Consider the following 24109-nt stretch of genomic DNA (forward strand, 5'->3'; position numbering starts at 1 on the left):
GCCCTCCGGGCTCAGGGTGCCGGGGCGGGCTCCTGCGGGGCCAGGGGGATGACGACCTCGTCCTCCAGGGGCGGGTCCATCTCCTGGGGGAGGCAGCCCGTGGCGGCGAAGCAGCGGATGCGCAGGTCGCCCGCCTCGACGGAGACGTGCAGGAAGTTCTTGAAGAACGGCGGGGTGTCCCAGTCGGACAGCTCCGAGAAGTAGCGGTGGAACGTGCGTCCCACGGGCAGGCGGAGCGGCATGGGCCGGCCGCCGAGCACGCGGGCCGCCCACTTCATGCGCGTGGTGATCTTCACGGGCGCCGGGCCCGGCGGGGAGCCGTCCGGACCGCCCTCGCCCGTGCCGGGCTTGCGCGGCGGGGTGTTGCCGATCTGCCGGGACATCAGCACCAGCCCCTGGTCGGGGGTGAGGTAGAGCCACGGCATGCGCAGCCGCTCGCGGTACAGCTTGCTGTAGAACGACAGCGAGTCGCCGCGCAGCGGATAGCACCGGAAGTCGTCCTCGTGCACCCCGCCGACGTCCACGCGCGGGATCGTGTGGGTCGCGTGCATGAACGCCCCGCCGCCGCCGGAGACGATGTACTGGATGACGCGCCCGTTGGCCGTGACCGGGTAGCGCTGGTAGTTGTGCGTGTCGCCGCCGATCGCCGCCACGTAGTTGCGGGCCGGGTCGCGGACGATCTCGTCCACGGTGCCGCCGCCGTCGATCGGGCACGGGTGGTAGGCGTTGCGGTCGTAGATCGGCTTGCCGGTGATCAGGATCTTGGGACGCGGGTCGGCCGACACCCGGCGCAGCCACTCCCCCTGCTCGCGGTCGAGGGTGCCCCGGATGCCGGTGTCGATGCCGACGAGCAGCAGGCCGGGCAGGTCGATCACCCAGTACGGCGCGGGCTGCGTCGCCCGCTGCTCCGGGCGCGAGCGGCGCGAGCGGGCCTCCGCCAGCTTGGCCTCGTCGATCGCCTCGGGCTTCTTCCACAGCAGCCCGCGCAGGCCGGCGGGCGACAGCGAGAACCCCATGTGCTTCGCCTTGAGCGCGGGGGCGTCGCAGAAGACGCGCATGAAGCCGCCGAGCCCGTCGTACCAGTCGTGGTTGCCGGGGATCGCGTAGATCGGCGCGGGATAGTCCTGGTACGGGCGGAAGAACTTGTCGCAGTACTCGTTGCCGGAGCCCGTCGGGTAGATGACGTCGCTGGCGATGACCGTGAAGGCCGTCCCCTGGCCGATCTTGAGCAGGCCCGGGACCACGGCGTACTGGGAGGCGTCGCCCTCGCCGGTGTCGCCGACGACCAGGAAGCTGTACTCGGCGCCGACCTCGGGCTTGATGCGGAAATCGGGGTCGACGCCCTGCTGCTCGCGCGCCGCGATCCAGCGCCGGCGCACCTCGTTGGACGGGTCGCCGAAGAGCTGCGCCAGGATCTCGTTCCGCGAGCGCCACAGCGTGGCGGGCTTCAGCCACGAGAAGCTCTTCCTACTCGGGCGAAGCGCCTGGAAGGTCCCGATCTGCTGGCAGGACCACCCGGCGCCCTCCTCGGAGACCCGTGAGTTGACCCGCTTGCCGAGCTCCGCGGCCCGATCCACATCGACCATGCCCCTATCTTCGCCGTGATCTTGCCCGGCCGTACACCGGATTCCCCAATGGGAATGGACCGGTCCGCGGGCGACCGGCGAAGATCAGGGAATCAGGACGCCCGGATTGAGGATGCCCTCGGGGTCGATCCGCTCCTTGACCGCGCGCAGGATCTCCACGCCCAGCTCGCCGATCTCGGCGGCGTACGCGGCGCGGTGGTCCCTGCCGACGCCGTGGTGGTGCGAGATCGTGCCGCCCGCCAGCCCGATGGCCTCGTTGACCGCGCGCTTGGCGGTGGCCCACTGCGCGATCGGGTCGGCGGCCTGCGCCGTCACGACGGTGAAGTACAGGGAGGCGCCGGTGGCGTACACGTGGGAGATGTGGCACATGACCAGCGGGGGCGTGGGCCGCGCCGACGGGTCGGAGGACGTGCCGAGCGCCACGGCGAGCACCATGCGCACGGCGTCGTACAGCCTGGGGATGCCCGACCAGAAGCAGGCCGTCTCCAGCGTCTCGACGGTCGCGCCCGCCGCCAGCAGCGCGTCGCGCAGGTACGGGGCGGCGAACCGCCCGCGCGCCCACGCCTCGCCCGGCTCCGGCCCCAGGTAGACGCCGCCGAGGCTCGACAGTGTGGCGGCCGTCAGCTCGCGGCGGTGGGCGACCTCGGCGGTCTCGCCCTCGTATCCGAGGACGGCCAGGCAGCCGGCGTCCGTCTGGAAGCCGCCGATCTCCCCCGGCCTGGCCAGGCCGACCATGGTCTCCGCCTCGTCCGAAAGTCGCAGCACCGTCGGCGCCGGCCCCTCCTGCGCGAGCCGGCGCAGCGCGGCCGTCCCCTCCGTGAACGAGGCGAACCGCCAGCCCTCGTACACCTTCTCGGCCGGCGCGCGCCGCACCCGCAGGCGCAGCGAGGTGATCACGCCGAACGCGCCCTCCGAGCCGAGGACGAGCTGGCGCAGGTCCGGGCCCGCCGCCGACTTGGGCGCCCGGCCGAGCTCCAGCGTGCCGTGGGCGGTGGCGAGGGTCAGGCCCACCACCATGTCGTCGAAGCGGCCGTACCCCGCCGACGCCTGGCCGCTGGAGCGCGCCGCCGCGAAGCCGCCCAGCGTGGCGTACTCGTAGGACTGCGGGAAATGGCCGAGCGTCAGCCCGTGCCCGGCGAGCAGGTGCTCGGCCTGCGGGCCGCGCAGGCCCGGCTCGACGTCGGCGACCATGGACTCGACGTCCACCGACAGCAGCCTGTTGAGGCGGGAAAGGTCCAGGGCGATCACGCCCGCGTACCCCTGGCGGGTGGCCACGAGCCCGCCGACCACCGAGGTGCCGCCGCCGAACGGCACGACCGCGACGCGGTGGCGGGCGCAGACGCGCAGCACCTCCACGACCTCCGCGTGCGACGCCGGGAGCACCACGGCGTCGGGCGAGTCCGAGGCGTCGCCCGCGCGCATCAGCAGCAGGTCGGGGGTCGATCTGCCCCGGGTGTGGCGGATGCGCGCGTCGGCGTCGGCGCGGACGTGCTCGGGGCCGACCGCCGCGCACAGGGCCTCGGACACGTGCGCGGACAGGGCCGCCGGGTGCAGCTTGACCTCGCCGAACGTGGCCGGAGCGCCGGCGGGGTCGCGCACGCCGAGCAGGTCGCGCAGCAGCTTGCGTACGGGCTCGGGCAGGTCGGCGGCCTTCGCGGGGTCGCCCCAGCCGGACCAGAGCATGGGTTCGGCCGCTGTGTCGGGGGTTTCCACGTCCTACACTGTGACACGCCCGATCCGTCCCATTACGTCCGGGCACCCCGCCGGAAGGGACAACCCTGTGACCTCCCATCCGACCCCTTCGGCCTCCCGCCCGGCCTCCGATTCCCGGGATCCCTCGGCCTCTCCGGCCTCCGCGGCCTCTCCGCGGCCTTCCCGCCCGGATTCCGGGCCGGCCTCCCGGGCGGGCTCTTGGCCCGGCCCTCGCCGTTCACCCGGCCCTGGCGCGGTTCCGGGGTCCTCGCTCAACGCCGCGCGCCGGGCGCGGGAGCTGGCGGAGGTGCGTGACGGCCTCGTCGTGGACCTGCTGGTGGTGGGGCTGGGCGCGACCGGGGCGGGCGTCGCGCTGGACGCGGCGTCCCGGGGGCTTTCCGTGGCGGCGATCGACGCCCACGACCTGGCGTTCGGCACCTCGCGGTGGAGTTCCAAGCTGATCCACGGCGGGCTGCGCTATCTCGCCAAGGGGCGGCTCGGGGTGGCGCGCGAGAGCGCCGTCGAGCGGGGAGCGCTCCTGACGCGCACGGCCCCGCACCTGGTGCGCGCTCAGCCCTACCTGCTGCCCCTCACCCCGGACGTCTCCCGCGCCGAGGCGGGCGTGCTCATGGCCGGATATCGCCTCGGCGACCTGCTGCGGGCGTCGGCGGGGACGCCGCGCGCGACCCTGCCGGGTCCCTCCCGCGTGTCTGCGGCGCGCGCCCGCGCCCTGGTCCCCTCCCTGCGCGCCCGCGGCCTGCGCGGCGGCCTCGTCTCGTTCGACGGCCGGGTGACCGACGACGCGCGGCTGGTCGTCGCGGTCGCCCGGACGGCCGCCCGCCACGGCGCGCGCGTCCTCACGCGATGCCGGGCGCTGTCCCTGGCGGGCGACGGCGCCGAGGTCCGCGACGAGCTGACGGGCGAGACGTTCGCGATCCGCGCCCGCAGGGTGGTCAACGCGGCCGGCGTGTGGGCGGGCGGGCTGACGGCCTCGGTGTCCCTGCGTCCCTCGCGCGGCACCCATCTCGTGCTGCGGCCGGGCGCTCTCGGCGACCAGCGCGCGGGGCTGCACGTGCCGATCCTCCGCGAGAGGGCGCGCTTCGCGCTGGTCCTCCCCCAGCCGGACGGGCGCGTCCACGTCGGGCTGACCGACGAACCGGTGGACGGCCCGGTCCCGGACGTCCCCGAGGCGCCGGAGGCGGACGTCGTCTTCCTGCTCGGCGTCCTCAACTCGGTTCTGGAGACGCCGATCGCCCGCGCGGACGTCGCAGGGGCCTACGCGGGCCTGAGACCGCTGCTGGCGGGCGAAGGGGGCACGGCCGATCTCTCACGCAGGCACGCGGTCCTGAGGGCTCCTGACGGCGTCGTGACGATCGTCGGCGGAAAACTGACCACCTACCGCGCCATGGCCCGCGACGCCGTCGATGTGGCCTTCCCCTCCGCCCCGCGGAGCCGCACGACCCGCCTGCCCCTGGTCGGCGCCGACGGCCACGACGGGGACGGCGTACCGGCCAGGCTCGTCGAGCGGTACGGCTCCGAGGCATGGGCCGTCCACGACTTGGCGCTCTCGGACCCGTCGGCCGCGCAGGTGCTCCCGACCGGCGTCACGGTCGCCGAGCTCGTCTGGGCGGTACGGCACGAAGGCGCCCTGGACTCCGGCGACCTCCTGGACCGGCGCACCCGCATCGGCCTCATCCCCGAGGACCGCGCCACCGCCCTCCCCGCCGCCGAACGAGTCCTCCACGACCACGCCTGATCACCCGCGCCGGTCGTGAGCCCGGTCATGAGCACCACCGAGGGTACGGAGCCCCAGGCGCGAGGTGCTGAGCCCGGAGGCGGCGGGTGGTGGGCCACAGTCGGGCGGACGTGGCCCCTGCCGGAGGAGTCGGCGGCTGTGCGGCGGGACGGCGAGGCCCCAGGCGGATGAGCTGCGGGAAGGGCGGGCGCAGGTCGCCTAGCCACAGGTGGGCGGGGGCGGCAAGCGGACCTTGGGAAATGGGAACGTGATTAATGTCACACCCGTGCCGCCGCGCCGAACTCGCGCAGGTGATGCCCTATGCGGTCCCCCCACCTCGGAATACAGGCATGACCGTTTAGGTTAGTCTTACCTAAGTGTCTAAGGGGGCTACGTGACGGAAGACCGGGCCCGGGGGTGCGACCACCCGGACGGATGCCACGCGGGAATGGTGCCGGCGCTCGCCAGCGCGACCGTCGGCGCGCGGTTCTGGCTGCTCATCGAGCACACCGGCCCGTGGGCGTCCCATCTGCCCGAGTGCGACCTGCCCGAGGACGTCCACGCGCTGATCGCGCGGGCGACCGAGCTGGGCGTCCGTCCGCAGCTCATCCGGCGTCCCGGCCGCCGCAACGCCACCCCGAGCCCCCGCCACGTGATGGTGGCCGATACCACAGCCACGGCGCCGTGGGTCGCCGAGGGCCGGTTCGAGGATGTCAGAGATCTTGACCTGGGATCTCTCGTGCGCGGAGTGGTGCCCGAGTCCTGCATACTGGTGAAGGAGCCGGTGTTCCTGGTCTGCACGCATGCGAAGCGCAATGCGTGTTGTGCCCGCCTCGGTCTCCCCCTCGCGCGGGTTTTGGGTGAGAGCCAGCCGGGAAGAGTGTGGGAAACCACTCATGTGGGCGGCGATCGATACGCCGCTAACCTTGTGTGCTTGCCACACGGGCTTTACTACGGCAGCATGTCTCAGGCTGCCGCGATCGCGGCGGCAAACGCGTACCGGCGCGGCGAGGTCGTCCTCGACCGTTTCCGGGGACGCGCAGGCATCCCTGAGCCATCGCAGGCCGCCGAACATTTCGTCCGGGCTCATACGGGCGAGTTGTCGGTAGGCGGAGTGGCCGTGGAATCCACCAGGTCGGACGGTGACGTCACCGAGGCGATTGTGCGCCACGGGGACGTCCGGTTCCGGGTTGTGGTCGAGCGTACGGTGTTCGCGCCGTGCGGCATGGCATGCGCCGACACGATCATGACCTACAGGCCGGTCGCGCTGGAGCATCTCCAGTGCGGCACACCCGTTCTGACCTGAGGCCCTTACAGGGCCGGGAACACCACGGGTCTATTCGGCGTTGGAACGAGGGACGCCATACGCGTCCAAAGCGGCACAAACACCGAAATACATCTCACCTAAGGTGGTTTCTCATGTCTCAGGTACGTCGGCAGATCGCCCGCCCGCGCCCCAGCTGGGGTTGGCAGGATGATGCCGCGTGCCGGGGAGAGGACCTTGTGCTCTTCTTCGGTCCTGACGGCGAGCGTCAGCCGGAGCGCGACATTCGCGAGCGCAAGGCCAAGGCCATCTGCGCCCAGTGCCCTGTCCGCGCGGAGTGCCTCGACTACGCCCTCTCACGTCCCGAGAAGTACGGCACGTGGGGCGGGCTCAACGAGGACGAGCGCGCGTCCGAGCGTCGTCGGCGCATGCGGCGTGCCGCCAGCGCCGGCATCAGTGCTGCCTGAACCTCCACCGGCACTTCTCCGCCACGTCATGATCATGCGGCTTCTCCGCTCCTGTACGCCTCCAGGGCCGAAATTGCCGCATGATCATGCGGGCTCCTCCCGGCGACGGGGGGCGCCCGACGTTCCCCCCCCGATCCCCGATGAAGGCGAAGAATCCCGTTCACCGTCCTTGCCGCAGCAGGCGGAGAACGTCCGCGTCGGTCAGCTGCTCGAACCGCAGGTACCACTGGCCGACCGCGTGAAAGCCGGGCGGGGTGGCGAGCACGACCACCTCGTCCGCCTCGTCGCGAAGAGCCGTGACCGTTTTCGACGACCCGACCGGGACGGCCAGCACCAACCTCCTGGGTCGCGACCGCCGGACGGCGCGCAGTGCCGCGCGTGCCGTCCCGCCCGTCGCCAGCCCGTCGTCCACCACGACGACGTCCCGTCCCGCCAGAGCGGGCATCGGACGCTCGCGCCGGTAGGCCGAGACCCGCCGGGCCAGTTCCCGCCGCTCCCGCTCGACGACGGGCGCGAGCTCGTCCTCGTCGATCTCCAGCCGCTGGAGCATCCCGAGGTCGAACACCGGCTCCCCGCCCTCGGCGATCGCGCCGAGGCCCAGTTCCGGCTGCACGGGGTGGCCGATCTTCCTGGTGACCAGCACCTCCAGCGGCGCCTGCAACCGTTCGGCGATCGGCTCGGCGACGGCCACGCCCCCGCGCGGCAGGGCGAGGATCACCGGGTCGGCGAGGCCCGCGTCCGCGAGGATCTCGGCGAGCAGCGTCCCCGCCTGCTCCCGGTCGGCGAAGGGAAGGGACACGCGCCGGGTAGCGCTCATGCCCCTTTCGTACCCTTTGACCTGAAACGCAAGCGGGGACGCCCCTCCCACATCAGGGCCGCGACCGTCCCCGCATCGACTTGTGGATGATCTTCCACTTCCGCGTCTGCTCGGCGCGCAGCCGGGCGTCCGTGCGGCCGGCCATCCAGTTCGCCTCGCGCTGGAGCTTTCGCCAGCTCGCCAGGCGCCGCTCCGGCAGCTCGCCCGACTCCAGCGCCGCCAGGACGGCGCAGCCCGGCTCGCTCTCGTGCGAGCAGTCGCCGAACCGGCAGCCCTCGGCGAGCTCCTCGATGTCGGAGAAGACCAGGTCGACGCCCTGGCTCATCTCGTACAGGCCGACGCGCCGGATGCCGGGCGTGTCGATGACCAGCCCGCCCCCGGCCAGCGGGATCAGCTCGCGGTGGACGGTGGTGTGCCGCCCCCGGCCGTCGCCGGCGCGGACGCGCTGCGTCTCCATGACCTCCTCGCCGGCGAGCGCGTTGACCAGCGTCGACTTGCCCGCGCCCGAGGCCCCGAGGATCACGGCCGTGCGCGAGCCGTCGAGATGGCTCCGCACGACCTCCACCCCCTCGCCCGTGAGCGAGGACACGGCGTGCAGCGCCACCCCCGGCGCCGCCGCGGCGACGTCGTCCAGCAGCCCCGCGAGGTGCTCGCCGACCAGATCGGCCTTGGTGATCAGGACGACCGGCTCGGCGCCGCTCTCCCAGGCCAGGGCGAGGAGGCGCTCGACGCGGCCGAGGTCGGCGAAGTCGGTGGCGTGCATGGACGGCTCGGCGACGAAGACGACGTCGACGTTGGCGGCCAGCACCTGGCCCTTGGAGTCGCCGGACAGCCCGCCGCGCGAGTCGCGGGCGACGCCGCCGCGGACGAAGGCCGTCCTCCTCGGGAGGATCGAGTCCAGCTCGTAGCGGCCCTCGGACAGCAGCGTCAGCGCCCCCCAGTCGCCCACGCAGGGCAGGTTCACCGGGTCCTCCGCCGTCGCGCGCCTCAGCCGGGCGCCGTAAGCGGCGTGGTGGTGGCCGTCGGTGGTGATGACGTCGGCGGCGCCGCGATCGACGCGCGCGACGCGGGCGGGGACGGCGCCGCCCGGGAGCTCGGCCGCGAGGGACTCGTTCCAGCCGAGAGAAGAAAGATCGAGACCAGGAGTGGTCAACTCAGGCACCCTTCGAGGACGGGTGCCGCGGCTTCAGCGCGCGGACGGCACCCAGGAGAAAACGGACACGGGCATGCTCAGAAAGACCCGCATAGTCCTCACCTCCCAGAGTGCCGGGGCCGCCTCCTGCCGAAGCGGCGAAGCCGGGCCCACTTTATCGCGGGCCCGGCTTCGCGGGGCAACACATTTACGCCGTGCCGGGGCGACCCCTACCGGGGCCGCCGCCGCGCGTTTCAGGCCAGGCCGGGCGCGGGGAACTTGGAGGTCAGGTCGCTGACCTCGCCGTGGACCCGCGCGATGACCTTGTCGGCCTCGTCGGCGTCGCCCTTGGCCAGGGCGGTGACGACCTCGTCCATCCAGGCGCCGATCTGGCGCATCTCGCTCTCGCCCATGCCGCGGCTGGTCACCGACGGCGTGCCGATGCGCAGCCCCGAGGGGTCGAACGGCTTGCGCGGGTCGAACGGGACGGTGTTGTAGTTCGTCTCCAGACCGGCGCGGTCCAGGGCCTGCGCGGCGGGCTTGCCCGCGACGCCCTTGGACGTCAGGTCGATCAGGATGAGGTGGTTGTCGGTGCCGCCCGAGACCAGCTCGAACCCGCGCGAGGACAGTTCCTCGGCCAGGGCCTTGGCGTTGGTCACGACCTGCCGGGCGTAGGCCTTGAAGTCGTCGCCGGCCGCCTCGCGCAGCGCGACGGCGATGGCCGCGGTGGTGTGGTTGTGCGGGCCGCCCTGCAGGCCCGGGAACACCGCCTTGTTCAGCGCCTTCGCGTGCTCGTCGTCCGTGGCCATCAGCATGGCGCCGCGCGGCCCGCGCAGCGTCTTGTGCGTGGTCGTGGAGATGACGTCGGCGTGCCCCACCGGCGAGGGGTGGGCACCGCCGGCGATCAGGCCGGCGATGTGCGCGATGTCCGCGGCGAGGACGGCCCCGGCCTCGCGGGCGATCTCGGCGAAGGCCGGGAAGTCGATCGTGCGCGGGATCGCGGTGCCGCCGCAGAAGATCAGCTTGGGACGGTGCTCCAGCGCGAGGGCGCGCACCTCGTCCATGTCGATGCGGCCGGTGTCCTGGCGCACGCCGTAGCGGACCGGGTTGAACCACTTGCCGGTCGCCGACACCGACCAGCCGTGGGTCAGGTGGCCGCCGAACGGCAGGCCCATGCCCATGACGGTGTCGCCCGGGTTCAGGAACGCCAGGTAGATCGCCAGGTTGGCCGGCGAGCCCGAGTACGGCTGGACGTTGGCGTGGTTCACCCCGAACAGGGCCTTGGCGCGCTCGATGGCCACGGTCTCGATCTGGTCGATGACCTGCTGGCCCTCGTAGTAGCGCTTGCCCGCGTAGCCCTCGGAGTACTTGTTGGTGAGGACTGTGCCCGTCGCCTCCAGGACGGCCCTGGAGACGTAGTTCTCCGAGGGGATCAGCTTGACGGTGTCGGCCTGGCGCCGTTCCTCCGCCCTGATCAGCTCGGCGATCTCCGGGTCGACGTCGGCAAGAGAACTCATGGCCCTACCCTTCGTTGGATTGGATCCGGCGAGGACCCAGGCGCCCGGCCCCCGCCCTGTTCGCTCCCTGGTGGTGGTCCACCCAGACGCGCCGGTCACGTCGCGTCAGACGATAGCGGACTCGCCGTTTCTGGCGTTGCCGCCGCCCGGCCACAGGCGGTCGACCTCGGCGTTGAGCGTCGCGCCGATGAGGACCGCCAGCGCCGTGATGTACAGCCACAGCAGCACCGCGATGGGCGCCGCCAGCGAGCCGTAGATCGACAACGGGGTGAACCACGCGGCCAGCACCTCGCGCAGCACGGCCGCGCAGGCGATCCAGATGAGCAGCGCCAGCAGGGACCCGGGAACCTCCCGCCACCAGCGCGTGCGCACCGGAACGCTCACGTGGTAGAGCAGCGTGAGCACCAGAACCGAGCTTACGATCACCACCGGCCAGTACAGGACCCCTACGATGCCGCTGTACTGCGGTAATGCCTCCGAGAGCAGGGTGGGGCCCACGACGAGCACGGGGATGACGATCAGCGCGATCACCAGCGCCGCCAGGTAGAGGCCGAACGACAGGATGCGCGTGCGGATGATGCCGCGCGCCTCCCCCAGCCCGTAGGCGATGGAGATCAGGTCGACGTAGACGAACAGCGCCCGGGAGCCGGACCACAGCGCGAGCAGGAAGCCCACCGAGATCAGCGAGACCTGCCCGCCCCTCAGCACGTCGTCGAGCAGCGGGCGCACCACGCGGTCGACCGTGTTGCCGGTGAACAGCAACTGCGCCTGCTCCAGGACCCACCCGCGCGTCTCGGCGACCGTCCCCGGCCCGAGGACGCCGCTCAGGTGGCCGAGCAGGCCGATCAGCCCGAGGACGAACGGCGGCAGCGACAGCAGCGCGAAGAACGCGGCCTCGCCCGCCAGGCCCGTCACCCGGTAGTTGAAGCCGGCGACGGTGGTGGCGCGCGCCAGCGCCCAGAGCCGGGACTCGAAGGCCCGCGCGCCACGCAGCGAGGCCAGGCCCGCCATCGCGCCGCGCCTGGCCTTGGCCCTGACCAGCCTCCACCGGGCCGCCCGCCTCGAAGGGCGGGACGACCGGACGGGCGCGCCGGTGGACGTCATGGCACCCAAAGGTATTCGCTGCGCGCTTCCACCACGACACCACCTTGTGAACGTTCTCGATCGTGGCGTCTACCCGGTGAGACGCCCCCCTATCCGGTGCGCATTTCGCAACCTCCCATGGTAGCCGTTTCAGTCGGCCCAAAACGGCGCCGACCTGGGCCGCAGCGCCGGCCGGGGCAGGCGGTGAGCTGGAGGAAAAGGAGGAAGGGGAGGAGAATGGGACCGTGATCTGCCAGGAGTGCAAGGAGGGCCGGCACGAGGGGTGCCGGGGCGGTTCCTGGTGCGACTGCCAGCACAAGTCCCCGCCTTCCCCGCCGCAGACCCCTCTGAGCTGGCCGCGTCAGGGCTGAGTGGTCCGGACATTGGACCGGACTGTCCAGAGTGTGGACCAGATATTGGACATCCGGCACATGGAGGGTATGGTTCGGTACATGCCAGCGGACCCGCTTCTCGTCGTGCGACGCCACGTCGACTTCCTGCGTGTCCGCAGTGCCATCTGTAGTGACGCCCGTTGATCGTCGCCCGCTGTTGATTCCTTCCAGCCAGGGCGCGTGACAGGCGTCTTTTTTCATGCCCCCAGGACTTCGCCCCGAGCCTGGCGGCCGCCTGCGCGCGCGTCCCGGCGCCCCCGATGACCATCCTCGGTAAAGGACGCCTCATGACCAGCCCGCCCAGGCCCGCGAACCGCCACCACAAGCGCCCGCGAGGCGAAGGCCAGTGGGCCCTCGGCTACCGTGAGCCGCTGAACAAGAACGAGGAGAACAAGAAGAACGACGACGGGCTCAACGTCCGTCAGCGGATCATCGACGTCTACTCCAAGCGCGGGTTCGACTCCATCGACCCCGCCGACCTGCGCGGCCGGTTCCGCTGGTTCGGCCTCTACACCCAGCGCAAGCCGGGCATCGACGGCGGCAAGACCGCGATCCTCGAGCCGGAGGAGCTCGACGACCGCTACTTCATGCTGCGCGTCCGCATCGACGGCGGCCAGCTCGACCTGCGGCAGCTCCGCACGATCGCCGACATCGCCAACAAGTACGCCCGCGGCACGGCGGACGTCACCGACCGCCAGAACGTCCAGCTCCACTGGATCGAGATCGAGTCGGTTCCCGCGATCTGGGAGGCCCTGGAGGCCGTCGGGCTGTCGACCACCGAGGCCTGCGGCGACACCCCGCGCGTCATGCTCGGGTGCCCGCTCGCCGGCATCGACGCCGACGAGGTGATCGACGCGACCGGCCAGATCGAGGACACGGTCGCGCGGTACATCGGCGACAAGGCGTACTCCAACCTGCCCCGCAAGTTCAAGTCGGCGATGAGCGGCTGCCCCGCGCACTGCACGGTGCACGAGATCAACGACATCGCCTTCGTCGGCGTGGTGAACGAGCAGGGCGAGAAGGGCTTCGACCTGTGGGTGGGCGGCGGCCTGTCCACCAACCCGATGCTGGCCAAGCGGCTCGGCACCTTCGTGCGGCCCGAACAGGTGCACGAGGTGTGGGCCGGGGTCATCGGCATCTTCCGCGACTACGGCTACCGCAGGCTGCGCCACCGGGCCCGCATCAAATTCCTGGTCAACGACTGGGGAGCCGAGCGCTTCCGCCAGGTCCTGGAGAAGGAGTACCTCGGCTACACCCTGCCCGACGGGCCCGCCCCCGAGCCTCCGCGCGGCGGCCGTCGCGACCACGTCGGGGTGCACCGGCAAAAGGACGGCAACTACTACGTCGGGTTCGCCCCGAAGGTCGGTCGGCTGGACGGCGACAAGCTCAACCTGATCGCCGACATCGCCGAGCGGCACGGCTCCGGCCGCGTCCGCACCACCGTCGAGCAGAAGATGGTGATCCTGGACGTCGCGCCGGGCGAGGTCGACGGCCTCGTCGCCGACCTGGAGGCCGCCGACCTGCGGGTCAACCCCAGCACGTTCCGCCGCCAGACGATGGCCTGCACCGGCATCGAGTTCTGCAAGCTGGCGATCGTCGAGACCAAGGCGCTCGCCTCCGGCCTCATCGACGAGCTGGAGCGCCGCCTCCCCGACTTCACCGACCCCCTGACCATCAACGTCAACGGCTGCCCGAACTCCTGCGCGCGCATCCAGGTCGCCGACATCGGGCTGAAGGGCCAGCTCGTCACCGACGGCTCCGGCGAGCAGGTCGAGGGCTTCCAGATCCACCTCGGCGGCTCGCTCGGCGTGACCCCCGGCTTCGGCCGCAAGGTCCGCGGGCTCAAGGCCACCGCCGCCGAGCTTCCCGACTACATCGAGCGGGTCCTGAAGAACTTCCAGAGCCAGAAGACCGACGGCGAGACCTTCGCCCAGTGGGTCGAGCGCGCCGAGGAGGCGGACCTCAAATGAGCCCGCGTCCAGCGCCATCGCGGAACGGGAGGCGGGCGTGAGCGAGCGCGCCGTCCCGTTCCACTGCCCGTACTGCGGCGACGAGGACCTCGAACCCTACGAGGGCGACGGCGGCTGGTACTGCCGGTCGTGCGCCCGCGCCTTCAAGCTGAAATTTCTCGGCATCGGCGTGCGCTCTTGATCGGCGGTGAGCCCCGGGCCCCCCTGAGCCCGGCGGCGCCCCCGCGAACTTTGACGAACGAGGAGCAGCGAGTCATGACACTGGTGGAGATAGAGACCGGCCTGGAACGCCAGCGCGGCGTGCTGGACCTGCGGGGCATCGTCGAGTCCGCCGCCGAGTTCCTGGAGGACGCACCCGCGCGGGAGATCATCCGCTGGGCGGCGGCCACGTTCGGCGACCGGCTGTGCCTGACGTCCTCGATGAGCGACGCCCTGCTCATCGACCTGGTGAGCCGGGTGAAGCCCGGCGTGGACGTGCTGTTCATCGACACCGGCTACCACTTCGCCGAGACCATCGGCACGCGCGACGCCGTGCGGCAGGTGTACGACGTCAACGTCATCGACATCAAGCCGTCCAGGACCGTCGAGGAGCAGGACCGCGAGCTGGGCCCGCGCCTGCACGGCCGCAACCCCGACCTGTGCTGCTTCCTGCGCAAGGTCGAGCCGCTGAACCGCGCGCTGGAGCCGTACCTGGCGTGGATCTCCGGCATCCGCCGCGACGAGTCCCCCACCCGGGCGAACACCAAGGTCGTCGAGTGGGACGCCAAGCGCCAGATGGTCAAGGTCAACCCCATCGCCCGCTGGACGCAGGACGATGTCGACAACTACATGGCCGACAACGGGGTGATCATCAACCCGCTGCACTACGACGGCTACCCCTCGATCGGCTGCGGCCCGTGCACCCGCCGCGTCGCCCCCGGCGAGGACCCGCGCAGCGGCCGCTGGGCCGGCCTGGGCAAGACCGAATGCGGAATCCACCTCTGACCGGCGTCCAAGGCACGCCGCGGACTTCGACCGGCGCCGGTGGGTCCGTGACGCCCGTCCCGTGGCCGACCGGCGCACGCGGGGCGGCGCCGATCCAGGCCCCCGGTGCCCCCGGTACCCCGGTGACCGTCCAGCGGACGCCGCTGACCCCGCTCCCGAGGGGGCCTCTGCCTCCTCTGGTGGCGGTGGCGCACGGGTCCCGCGACCCGCGCGCCTCCGCGACGGTGGAGGCGCTGCTGGAGGACGTACGGCGCGCGCGGCCGGGCCTGCTGATCCGGGAGGCCTACCTCGACCACACGCGGCCGGCGCTGGGCGAGGCGCTGGCGGGGCTGGACGAGGCCGTGGTGCTGCCGCTGCTGCTCACCGAGGCGTACCACAGCCGCGTCGACATCCCGTCCGCGCTGCGCGAGGCGGGCGCGGCGCGTCCCGGCCTGCGCGTCCATCAGGGCCCGACCCTCGGCCCACATCCCCTGCTGATGGCCGCCCTGGAGCGGCGCCTGGCGGAGGCGGACGTGACGATCGGCGACCCGGACACCGCCGTCGTCCTCGTCTCCGCGGGTTCGAGCGACCCCCGCGCCAACGCGGTGATCGCCGACATGGCCCGGACGTGGGCCCGCTCCCGCCCCTGGCACTCGGTCATCCCCGCCTACGCCTCGGCGGCCTCCCCCACCCCTGAACAGGCGGTCCTGAGCCTGATGGGCGGTGCGGACCTCGAAGGCGACGGCGGCGCGATCCCCGGCCATGACACCGGGCCTTGGCGTCGCCGCGGCACCGGACCCGGTGATGACGCCGGCACGCGGCCGCGGCGCATCGTCATCGCCCCCTATCTGCTCGCCTCCGGCCATTTCGCCGACAAGATCCGCCGGAACACCTTGGAGGCGGGAGCCCACGCCGTCGCCGGCCCGCTCGGCCCCGCACCCGAGCTGGCGACCGTCCTGCTCGGACGCTACGCCGAGGCCACGCGCCGGTTCCGCGCCGGGCGGCGCCTGGCGGCCATCCTGCCGGGACGATGACCGCCAGGCGCGCCGCACCCGGTCCGTTTCGACGGGCACGATCGCGACCCGGGCGAAGAGGGTCACGCCGCCGCTCTCATCGGCGGGAGGGGTCGCCCGGCGGCCAGGGGGGAGGCCTGAGGGTCAGCGATATGCGCCGCCGCTCGGCGTCCATGAAACGCACCCAGACGTCGAGCTCGGTCCCCACGGCGAAGGTGCTCCCTTCGGGAGCCTCGGTGATGTGCATCAGGCCGTCGAAGCCACTGGGGAGGCGCAGGAACCAGCCGAACGACACGACCTCCACGACCAAGGCCCTGACCTGATCGCCCGGGCGCAGACGGCTCATCGCGACCTGCCACGGATCGGGCTGGGTTCGCTTCAGTGACAGCTGCACACGCTGGCGAGCGGCGGAGATCCCCATGACATGAACGGTGATCATGTCGCCGACCTCCACGGGATACTCCGTGGCGTCGTTCCACTGCTCGGTCCAGCTCAGTTCGCTCCTGTGGACGAGGCCGTTCGTACGTTTCCCCTCTTCGACCCCGGCCGCAGCGGCGTAGGAGACGAACAGTCCAAAGGCGACCTTGCCCGTGACGCGCCCCCGGAACTCGTCGCCCACCCGCAACGACCCCGAACTCCACGGCGCCTCGACCTGCTCCTCGGCGGCCGGTTCGACGACCCGCTCCACCACGACGCGCTGGAGGCGCGCGTCCAGGTTGATCACCCGGACCCGGATCCGGGGATCGCCCACAGTGCTCAGAGATCTGCGCCGGAACGACGGCAGCCCCGAGCGGCTCGCGGGCAGCAAGGCGGTGCACCAGGGAAAGTCCACGAAGGAGACGATCAGGCTGTCGCCCCGTCCGACCACCCGGACGATCGTGGCGTCCATCACCTCCCGCGCCCGCCAGCTTTGATCCAGCCGGGCCAGCGACTCGCGCATGAGCACTTCTTCCGGCGCCGCGTCGCCGGTGAACGGAGCGAGCCGGTAGGTCCGCCCGCGCATGTCGCGGATCTCGACGGCGGACCGTCCCACCGGAACCTCCACCGCGCCGATCGACGGGTCGATGACGAGGCGGGTGGAGCCCTCGTCCGAGCGGACCGTGAGCACCTTGGGAGTGACCGCGGACACGCGCAGGGCGGTACGGCGCCGCTGGGTGATCGTGCCGATCGTCAGCGTCTCGCCGTCGCGGTGGACGCCCAGCAGCGTGTCCGGCACCAGGGCCAGGGCGGTGCGCAGCAGCGTCTCGTCCACACCCGTGTCGGGCCACTCCAGCCTCGGGTGGGGCAGACCGGCCGCGCCGCACAGCTGGGCGAGCACCCACGCGGCGGGGCCCTTGATGACGTCGGGAGGCAGCCGGGTGAAGGCGCCCACCGCCCAGTGGAGGATGCGGCGGCGTCCTTCCTCCAGGGCGACCGTGTAGACGATGTCGGTGAAGATCTTGTCGGCGGTGGACTCGAAGGCCGATTCGGCGACGTACGCCCAGCACAGCCGCTCCTCCAGGCGCAGCAGCGGGCTCAGGCGGGCGGTCTCCTCGTCGATCACCCGGCGGAGCCCGTCGCGGTCGGCCTCCAGATGGTCCACGGCGAGCGCCGCGCGCAGCCGGCTTCGCAGGGCGTCGGCGAACTCGGCCTCGAAGGCGAAACCCTCCGGGGCGACCCCTTCCACGAACCACGCCGAGCACAGGGCGCCCTCCACGCCCAGCGTGCCCGCCGACGGCGTCACCACGGTTCGGCGCATGCGCCGCAGCAGCCCGTACGGCACGAGCGGAGGAGTGCACAGCAGGCTCGCCAGGACGAGGACGTCCGGATCGTCCTCGCCCGCCATCGGCTCGGCCAGCCGCTCCCGCAACGGGAGGGAGATCGCCCGCGGCCGTGTCATCTGCGGATCACCCGCCACAGCGCCGGGTTCACCGCCCCGGCTCCCGGCGGATCACCCAGCCACAGCACGAAGGCACGATGCCCCTTTCGTTCGAGCTCCCCCGCCACCCGCTCCAGCTCGCGGACCCGCGCGCGAAGGTCGCCGCCGAAGCCGCCGCTGACGAACACCATGGTCGAGGGGCGGTGGGGCACCCGGAACGGACGCCAGGTCCACACCGGGCCGTCGCCGCACCCCCAGCTCAGGCTGTCCCGATAGGCGCGGATCTTCAGAACCCCCGGGTCGAACAGGGCGCGGGCGAGCCCCAGCAGGTGCCGGACATCGTCGGCGTACGGGCCGATCATGAGGCTGGTGTCGTACAGGAGGCGCATCGGCGGGGCGGTCAGATCGCGCTTGAGCCGCGGCGTCTCGGTGATCGGCAGGTTGAGAGACAGGCGGTGGACCAGCGCCTCGACGTCGATGTCGGTGCTCTGCGTGCGGCGTTTCATGAGCGCGTGCATGGTGGCCTTGCTGGTGCGCGGGTAGATCGCCGGGTAGGCGGACGAGGCGCGGGGAGCGGGGTCGCCGGGCGGCGGCACGGACTGATATTCGGGGATGCGCAGCGGCTCGTCGTCGGCCGGTTCGAGCATCATCGGGATGATGTACTGATAGGTGTCGGGCCGGGGGACGTAGGACCGCACGCGCTTCTTCCCCTTCCGCCCCCTCCCGGCGTCGCCGTCATGGCCGCGACCGGCGCCGGGGTCAGCCCCGGGTTCGGTGTCGGGGTCCGGGCCACCGTCGTCGTCGGCTTCCCGCGCGGCCGCCTCCAACTCGGCGTCCGTCAGCAGAGACCATCCGTCCAGCCTCTCGCGGTGGGGCAGGTCGTCATGGGACATGTGCGCGGCCGGCGGGCGCGTGCCTTCGTCAGGCCGCCGGCCCTCCGGCTCCGTCAGGGGCGGAGGGCCGGGTTCCCCGTCGGAGCGGACGCATCCCACGAGGGCGAGGGCCAGGTCAAGGTCATCGAAGTGCCGCCTCATCGTAAGGATCTTCAGCGCGTCGGCCAGTTCCACAGCTCACCATTCCAGCACCCGGGAGCCGCGGACGTCCCGCTTCTCGATGATCAGCTCCTGGACGACGCCCCATTCCTCGCTGTCGATGTCGATCTTCAGGCTGAGCAGCGTCTGCACCAGATCGAGGAACTCCGCGATGCTCGCCTGCGGCGCCGTGTCGCCCCCGTTCTGGTCGCCCACCATGCGGGCGGCGAGGATCTCGATCTGCCGCCGGGTCTCCGGCCGCTCCGCCTGGCCGCCGAAATGCCGCGACGCGACCTCGACCAGCTTCTCCTGCGTCGGCGTGGGGATGGACAGAGCGACGCAGCGGCGAATGAACGCGTCGGGCAGATCGCGCTCGTTGTTGGTGGTGATCATCACCAGCGGGCTGCCGGGCACCTGCGACTCGGCGGCCGTCACCAGCGTGTCGATGGCGGAGACGAAGAACTGCCTGCTGCCGAGCGGCACCAGCAGGCCGTTGCAGAAGGAGCTGTCGGCCTTGTCGATCTCGTCGATGAGCAGGACCGCGCCCGGCCGGCCGGGAGTGTGGCCGGGAAGGTGGAGCGGCGGGCTCGCGGTCGAGGCGGCGGCGCCGTCGCGCGCTCCTCTCAGGCGGGCCGTCTCCGGATTCAGGCACCACCAGAGCGGGCCGGGCTCGATGTACTCGTTCAGCGCGCCATCGCCGCCCCGCGTCCTCAAATGTCCCAACTGGGCGTCGTTGAAGCGGCGGACCGTGTCCACGCTGTACAGCAGTTCCTGCGGCTGCGCGCCGTCGGTCACCGTGAATTCGTGATAGGCCAGGCCGAGATTGCGGGCCACGTAGCTCGCGAGGCTCGACTTGCCGCATCCGGGCGCGCCGGAGAGCAGCAGCGGCCTCCCTGTGACGATCGCCACCTTCACGGCCGTGCGGATCAGCTCCGACGCGACGTACACCCGCCCGTCCCTGACGTCTCCCCGGCGCGTCGAAGCCGCGCCCGAGGGCTCGGGCGAATCGGCGTCCCGCATGTCGTCGACGGCACTCAGCAACTCGTCGAGGAGGGTTTCGTCAGTCATCGCTGTCCACCGGGATGTGCTCCCCTATCAACTCGGAGACAAGGCTGACGTACCGTTTCGCCTCTGGTTCCCAGTCGGCGCCGCGGTCGCCGTAGAGCGGGCGCTCACGCATCTTCTCCCACACGCGGTTGTCCTTTCCGGCCAGGACCACGAAGACCACCCCGGGAAACCGCCCGCGTAACTCGCCGAGGAGCCGCGTCATGATGCCCGGCGAAAGGTTCTCGGCGCGCATCAGGGCGAAATACGTGAGCCGGTACCTCGCGAGCCTCTTCCCGATCTCCTCCGGGGTCCAGCCGGCGGAGAGGTGGAGCTGGTCGCGCAGCGTGGTGTCGTAGCGCTTCAGCAGCTCGTCGTACGCGTTCTCACCCGCGATGTCGAGCAGCCTGTTCACGCGGTACCTGGGTTGTGAGCAGGTGGCCCGCCGGACCACATGGTCGCCCAGCCGGTAGGCGGGCGTGGCGACGCCCACGACGCGCTGATCGACCTGCCGGCCCATGACCTCGGCGACGGTCGCCGCGGCGTCCAGGTCCACCCACAGGGGCACCGCGTGACGCATCGTCGTCGACTTCGACTGCTCCTTCTCGAACAGCGGCTCCAGCTCGGTGAGTGCCTCGAGAACCTTGTTCGTCTCCGCGCCCAGCATGGCGGTCGCCACCATGCGGGCATGGTCGCGGGCCTGGTCCCACGCGGTCATGTCGATGCCAAGGCTCTTGGCGACCCACTCGAGCTGGTCGGACGGGATCTCCTTGATGGCCCTGGTGACGTTGGTGATCCACCGCGCCGAGAGGGAATCCTCCTCCCTCGGCTCCACCTCGCCCCACAGCTTGCCGACCGCCTCCACGATCTCCGCGGCGATCGGCTCCGCGGTCTTGGCGTTCTCTTTCCCGGTCTTCGGAACGAACACCGTGAGCCTGTTGAGCCCGGACGGGGTACCGAGGCGGCTCCCGGCGAGCCGCGTGGTCGTCACCTTGTCGATGAGGACGGGCAGCACTTGTGTCGCGCGCTGGCTGCGCAACAGCATGAGGACGTCCGCTTCCAGGGACATCCATGTCGAGTCCAGGGCGTCGCGATCGACGAGAAGGATCGCGAGGTCGCAGTTCCAGAGCGCATCGTTGATCTTGGCCTGGAACTCTTCCCCCGGCTTGATCCGGCTGCGGTCGATCCACGGCCTGAAGCCGGCGTCGTCGAGCTTCGCCTCCAGCGTCCGCAGCAGCTTCGCCAGAAACCTCTTACGGTGATCGTGTTCGACGAGGCTGTCGCCGTCGCCCAGTTCGTCCTCGGAGCGCCTCCGGGAGCTGTGGCTGATGAACACCAGGGGAGGGCCCGTACGGGATCGACCCAAAGGCGCGCACCCACCTAACACCCCTCACACCGCCATGGACAATCCCGAGCGTAGCGCCTCGATCACCGGCATGGCGGCCAAAGGGATCAACCACCAGAGTCAGCATGTGGTGCCGGCTCCGTCCGCGCAGGAGCGGCGGACCACCCTTGCAAAGTGATATCACTTTGCTATGGTTGTGCCATGGTCAAGCAATCCCCAAGGATGGTGGCGAAGGTGGACGAGGTCGAGAACGTGGCCGTCGAGATGCCCGCGGCGCGGGTGAGCGAGCGGCGGCCGTTCGACGTCAACGGGTGGCCCATGCTGGGCCTCGGGCTGCTGATGCTGGCCGGAGGCGTCGTCCTCCTGGTCCAGGGCGTGCAGGGCGACGGCAGCGGACCTCTGATCGTGTCGGGCGTGATCGTGCTGCTCCTCGCGCTCCTCGTGCTCGGCAGCCTCATGGCGATCGCCCCCGGCGAGGCCCGGGTCGTGCAGTTGCTCGGCCGCTACCTCGGGACGGTCCGCACCGACGGCCTGCGGTGGGTGATCCCCTTCACCCAGAAGCGCAAGGTCTCCACCCGTATCCGGAACCACGAGACCGACGTGGCCAAGGTCAACGACCTGGACGGCAACCCGATCGAGATGGCGGCCGTCGTGGTGTGGCAGGTGGAGGACACGGCCAAGGCTCTGTTCGAGGTGGACGACTTCGTGGAGTTCGTCGCGATCCAGACCGAGACGGCCGTCCGGCACATCGCGGGCAACTACCCCTACGACTCCCACGAGGACGGCCTCTCGCTGCGCGACAACGCCGACGAGATCACCGGCAAGCTGTCGGCCGAGATCTCCGCGCGGGTCGCGTCCGCCGGGGTCAAGGTCATCGAGTCGCGCATCACGCGCCTGTCGTACGCGCCGGAGATCGCCCAGGCCATGCTGCGGCGTCAGCAGGCGGGCGCGGTCGTGGCCGCGCGGCAGCGCATCGTGGAAGGCGCGGTCGGCATGGTGGAGGCGGCCCTGCACCGGCTGGACGCGGCCGACGTCGTGGACCTCGACGACGAGCGGAAGGCGGCCATGGTGAGCAACCTGCTCGTGGTGCTCTGCGGCGACAGGGATGTGCAGCCGGTCGTCAACGCCGGCTCCCTGTACCAGTGAGCGAGCGGAACCGATGAGCGAGCGCAGGAAGATCCTCCTGCGGCTCGACCCCGCCGTTCACGACGCGATCACCAAGTGGGCGGGCGACGAGCTCCGCAGCACGAACGCGCAGATCGAGTTCCTGCTCCGCCGGGCGCTGGCCGCGGCGGGGCGGCTTCCCGGCGACGTCGGGGGCATGCCCCGGCGTGGCCGTCCCCCGAAGAGACCGCACCCCGGCGGCGAGCCCGCGGGCACCGGGGACCAGACGGACACCGGCGACGGTGACGAGGAGGAATGATGGTGGACGTCCCGGACACGCTGCCCGAACGGCTCTACCTGCTCACCTACGATGTCGAGAAGAAGAGGATGACCTACCGCTCGGAGCTCGGGTATCTGATGCGCGCGGGCATCCTCGCCGAGCTGCTGCTCGCCGGCCACATCGCCGACGCGACCGGCGGCCCGGTCGCCCGGGCGAAGACGCTGGCCGATCCCCTGCTCGACGAGACGCTCCAGATGGTGGCGGAGTCGCGCCGGCGCACCTGGCAGCACTGGGTGAACAAGGGCTCGGGCGCGGCGGCGCGGCAGGTGCGCGACCGCCTGGAGTCCGGCGGCTGGATCCGCGTGGAACGCCGCCACGTACTCGGCTTCATCCCGCTCACGAAGGTCACCGTCCGCGACACGCGGGTGGTCAAGAGGCTCGCGGGGACGGTCGCGTCGGCCCTGCGCGGCGCCCATCCCGCCTCGCGCCTGGACCGCAGGGACGCGGCGCTGGCCGCTCTCGCGGCCGCGGTGCGGCTCAGGACCGTGATGCCGAGGGCCGACTGGCGGGCCAGGCGCGTGCGCGGCGAGGAACTCGCGGAGGTGGTCGCCCCGGTGCCGTGGGCGCTGCGCAAGGCGATCCAGGCCGCCCAGGCCGCCGCCGGGAGCGGGGGCTGAACGGCGACGGCGCCTCCGCGGGCAGGCGGGCAGGGCGGTCATGCGGGGCGGCCCTACGGGCAGGAACCCTTGTGCACAACCGCTCTACGGACAGGGACCCTTGCGCAGAAGCGCTCTACCGGCAGGGGAAGCCGCTCTACGGGCAGGGATCGCTGCGCAGAAGCCGCTCTACGGGCAGGGATCCTTGCGTGGGAGCCGCTCTACGGGCGGGGCGGGTACGGCGGATCCGCGGGGGGCGGGGGGTACGGGGGGCCGTCGTAGCGGCCCTCCCTGCGGGCGTCGCGCCACTCCCTGCGCTCCTCGCGGCGCGCGCGCTGCTCCTCCCGGCGGTACTCCCTGCGCGCCTCGTGCTCCTCGCGGCGCTGTTCCCGGCGCGCCTCGTGGAGGGAGCGGTGCAGCTGGTGCCGCTCGGCGCGCATGTCGCGCAGCATGCCCTGGACGTCGCCGCGCACCTCGGCCCGGCGCTCCAGCCACCACTCGCTCCACTCGTTCAGCGCCCGGCGGATCGGCTTCGCGCGCGAGTCGCCGATGATCTTGACCTCGCCCATCAGGACGTACGCCCGCACCCGGACGACCGGCACGTTCTGCCCGGGGGGCGCCTCGATGACCCTGACCTTCTTCTCGCCCATGATGGCGACACCGCCGAGGTCGACGTCCACGCCGTCCGGGACGATGATCTTCACGCTGCCCATCACGGCGGTGGCGATGATGTCGATCTCGTTGGCGCGGACCTCGGCCTCGCGCAGGTCGAGGGTCACCTCGCCCATGACGGCGACCACGCCGATCTCGTCCTCGACCCGCCACTTGCCCTTCCGCTTGGTCTCGCCCATGATCGCGGCGTACCAGCGGCGGGCCCTGCCGGAACGCGGGGCGGCGGGCGGGGCGTACGCGGCGGGCGCGGGGCCCGGGGCGGCGGGCGACCCTGGGAGGTCGGTGGTGATCTGGGCCAGTTCGGCCTGGGTGGCCGCGAGGTAGGCGGCCTCCGTGCGCTCGGTCAGCTCCGCCAGCGTGAGGCGCCCCTCGACGGAGGCCTGACGCAGACGTTCGACCACGGCCTCACGCTCGGCGTCCGAGGCGCGCATTTCACCCGGATCGTTCATGCATTGAATCTAGCGCGCATGTCTGGCCTCGTCCGATCC

General features: G+C 71.7%; 21 protein-coding genes. 10 read left to right on the forward strand and 11 right to left on the reverse strand.

Annotated features, from left to right (window positions below; all coding sequences use genetic code 11):
• Window positions 1-11 precede the first annotated feature (11 nt).
• Both DQ384_RS14075 and DQ384_RS14080 read right to left on the reverse strand, forming a co-directional pair.
• Complete coding sequence (locus tag DQ384_RS14075) at window positions 12-1586, reverse strand: metallophosphoesterase family protein (protein WP_114029247.1); 1575 nt, start codon at window positions 1584-1586, stop codon at window positions 12-14.
• Between the two features lie 84 nt (window positions 1587-1670).
• On the reverse strand, window positions 1671-3269 hold the full coding sequence (locus DQ384_RS14080; RefSeq protein ID WP_114029248.1) for an FAD-binding oxidoreductase: 1599 nt from the start codon (window positions 3267-3269) through the stop codon (window positions 1671-1673).
• Between the two features lie 316 nt (window positions 3270-3585).
• On the opposite strand from DQ384_RS14080, the gene DQ384_RS14085 reads away from it, so the two are divergent.
• The 3 genes from DQ384_RS14085 (at window position 3586) to DQ384_RS14095 (ending at window position 6744) form a co-directional block, all read left to right on the forward strand.
• Complete coding sequence (locus DQ384_RS14085; protein WP_245966468.1) at window positions 3586-5034, forward strand: glycerol-3-phosphate dehydrogenase/oxidase; 1449 nt, start codon at window positions 3586-3588, stop codon at window positions 5032-5034.
• A gap of 373 nt (window positions 5035-5407) precedes the next feature.
• A complete protein-coding gene (locus DQ384_RS14090) occupies window positions 5408-6319 on the forward strand; it encodes a sucrase ferredoxin (protein ID WP_245966469.1) in 912 nt (303 codons plus the stop codon).
• 113 nt (window positions 6320-6432) lie between these two features.
• Window positions 6433-6744 (forward strand): WhiB family transcriptional regulator, encoded by a 312-nt coding sequence (locus tag DQ384_RS14095; RefSeq protein WP_093171423.1) that lies wholly within the window; start codon window positions 6433-6435, stop codon window positions 6742-6744.
• Window positions 6745-6904: 160 nt separating this feature from the next.
• On the opposite strand, the gene DQ384_RS14100 is transcribed toward DQ384_RS14095, so the two are convergent.
• From DQ384_RS14100 to DQ384_RS14115, 4 genes are all read right to left on the reverse strand, one after another.
• Window positions 6905-7561 (reverse strand): phosphoribosyltransferase, encoded by a 657-nt coding sequence (locus tag DQ384_RS14100; RefSeq protein ID WP_114029250.1) that lies wholly within the window; start codon window positions 7559-7561, stop codon window positions 6905-6907.
• A 52-nt stretch (window positions 7562-7613) separates the two neighbouring features.
• Window positions 7614-8723 carry a ribosome small subunit-dependent GTPase A gene (rsgA, locus tag DQ384_RS14105; RefSeq protein WP_425451449.1) on the reverse strand — a complete coding sequence of 370 codons (1110 nt, stop codon included), beginning with the start codon at window positions 8721-8723 and terminating at the stop codon, window positions 7614-7616.
• Between the two features lie 224 nt (window positions 8724-8947).
• Entirely contained in the window at window positions 8948-10210 is a 1263-nt protein-coding gene (gene glyA / locus DQ384_RS14110; protein ID WP_114029252.1) for a serine hydroxymethyltransferase, read from the reverse strand.
• Between the two features lie 105 nt (window positions 10211-10315).
• Complete coding sequence (locus DQ384_RS14115; RefSeq protein ID WP_181871203.1) at window positions 10316-11314, reverse strand: YihY/virulence factor BrkB family protein; 999 nt, start codon at window positions 11312-11314, stop codon at window positions 10316-10318.
• A 658-nt stretch (window positions 11315-11972) separates the two neighbouring features.
• Between DQ384_RS14115 and DQ384_RS14120 the strand changes: the two genes are divergently transcribed.
• The 4 genes from DQ384_RS14120 (at window position 11973) to DQ384_RS14135 (ending at window position 15652) form a co-directional block, all read left to right on the forward strand.
• The gene (locus tag DQ384_RS14120) at window positions 11973-13655 is read left to right on the forward strand and encodes a nitrite/sulfite reductase (protein ID WP_114029254.1); all 1683 of its coding nucleotides are present in this window, start codon (window positions 11973-11975) and stop codon (window positions 13653-13655) included.
• A 37-nt stretch (window positions 13656-13692) separates the two neighbouring features.
• Entirely contained in the window at window positions 13693-13836 is a 144-nt protein-coding gene (locus tag DQ384_RS14125) for an Insertion element protein (RefSeq protein ID WP_114029255.1), read from the forward strand.
• A 74-nt stretch (window positions 13837-13910) separates the two neighbouring features.
• Window positions 13911-14639 carry a phosphoadenylyl-sulfate reductase gene (locus DQ384_RS14130; protein WP_114029256.1) on the forward strand — a complete coding sequence of 243 codons (729 nt, stop codon included), beginning with the start codon at window positions 13911-13913 and terminating at the stop codon, window positions 14637-14639.
• Between the two features lie 143 nt (window positions 14640-14782).
• On the forward strand, window positions 14783-15652 hold the full coding sequence (locus DQ384_RS14135; RefSeq protein WP_425451455.1) for a sirohydrochlorin chelatase: 870 nt from the start codon (window positions 14783-14785) through the stop codon (window positions 15650-15652).
• 76 nt (window positions 15653-15728) lie between these two features.
• Here the strand turns inward: DQ384_RS14135 and DQ384_RS14140 are convergent, their stop codons facing one another.
• From DQ384_RS14140 to DQ384_RS14155, 4 genes are read right to left on the reverse strand one after another with little or no spacing between them, the layout of a single operon-like run.
• On the reverse strand, window positions 15729-17510 hold the full coding sequence (locus DQ384_RS14140; RefSeq protein ID WP_147268771.1) for a S1 RNA-binding domain-containing protein: 1782 nt from the start codon (window positions 17508-17510) through the stop codon (window positions 15729-15731).
• Window positions 17507-18523 (reverse strand): hypothetical protein, encoded by a 1017-nt coding sequence (locus DQ384_RS14145; RefSeq protein ID WP_147268772.1) that lies wholly within the window; start codon window positions 18521-18523, stop codon window positions 17507-17509. Before DQ384_RS14145 ends, DQ384_RS14140 begins: the two co-directional genes overlap by 4 nt.
• Window positions 18524-18559: 36 nt before the next feature.
• Window positions 18560-19588 (reverse strand): AAA family ATPase, encoded by a 1029-nt coding sequence (locus DQ384_RS14150; protein WP_114029260.1) that lies wholly within the window; start codon window positions 19586-19588, stop codon window positions 18560-18562.
• Window positions 19581-20900, reverse strand: a complete 1320-nt coding sequence (locus DQ384_RS14155) for a toll/interleukin-1 receptor domain-containing protein (protein ID WP_181871204.1) — start codon at window positions 20898-20900, stop codon at window positions 19581-19583. The genes DQ384_RS14150 and DQ384_RS14155 overlap by 8 nt, the downstream gene beginning before the upstream one ends.
• A 210-nt stretch (window positions 20901-21110) precedes the next feature.
• Between DQ384_RS14155 and DQ384_RS14160 the strand changes: the two genes are divergently transcribed.
• Genes DQ384_RS14160 through DQ384_RS14170 form a run of 3 tightly spaced genes read left to right on the forward strand, consistent with a single transcriptional unit; the run spans window position 21111 to window position 22970 of the window.
• Entirely contained in the window at window positions 21111-22055 is a 945-nt protein-coding gene (locus tag DQ384_RS14160) for an SPFH domain-containing protein (RefSeq protein ID WP_425451450.1), read from the forward strand.
• Window positions 22056-22068: 13 nt separating this feature from the next.
• Window positions 22069-22332 carry a type II toxin-antitoxin system antitoxin gene (locus tag DQ384_RS14165; RefSeq protein WP_114029262.1) on the forward strand — a complete coding sequence of 88 codons (264 nt, stop codon included), beginning with the start codon at window positions 22069-22071 and terminating at the stop codon, window positions 22330-22332.
• A complete protein-coding gene (locus DQ384_RS14170; RefSeq protein ID WP_181871205.1) occupies window positions 22332-22970 on the forward strand; it encodes a GOLPH3/VPS74 family protein in 639 nt (212 codons plus the stop codon). The genes DQ384_RS14165 and DQ384_RS14170 overlap by 1 nt, the downstream gene beginning before the upstream one ends.
• Before the next feature lie 200 nt (window positions 22971-23170).
• On the opposite strand, the gene DQ384_RS14175 is transcribed toward DQ384_RS14170, so the two are convergent.
• A complete protein-coding gene (locus tag DQ384_RS14175; protein WP_114029264.1) occupies window positions 23171-24070 on the reverse strand; it encodes a DUF1707 SHOCT-like domain-containing protein in 900 nt (299 codons plus the stop codon).
• Window positions 24071-24109 lie beyond the last annotated feature (39 nt).

Origin of the sequence: Sphaerisporangium album, assembly GCF_003323745.1 — a bacterium.
Taxonomy (GTDB): Bacteria; Actinomycetota; Actinomycetes; order Streptosporangiales; family Streptosporangiaceae; genus Sphaerisporangium; species Sphaerisporangium album.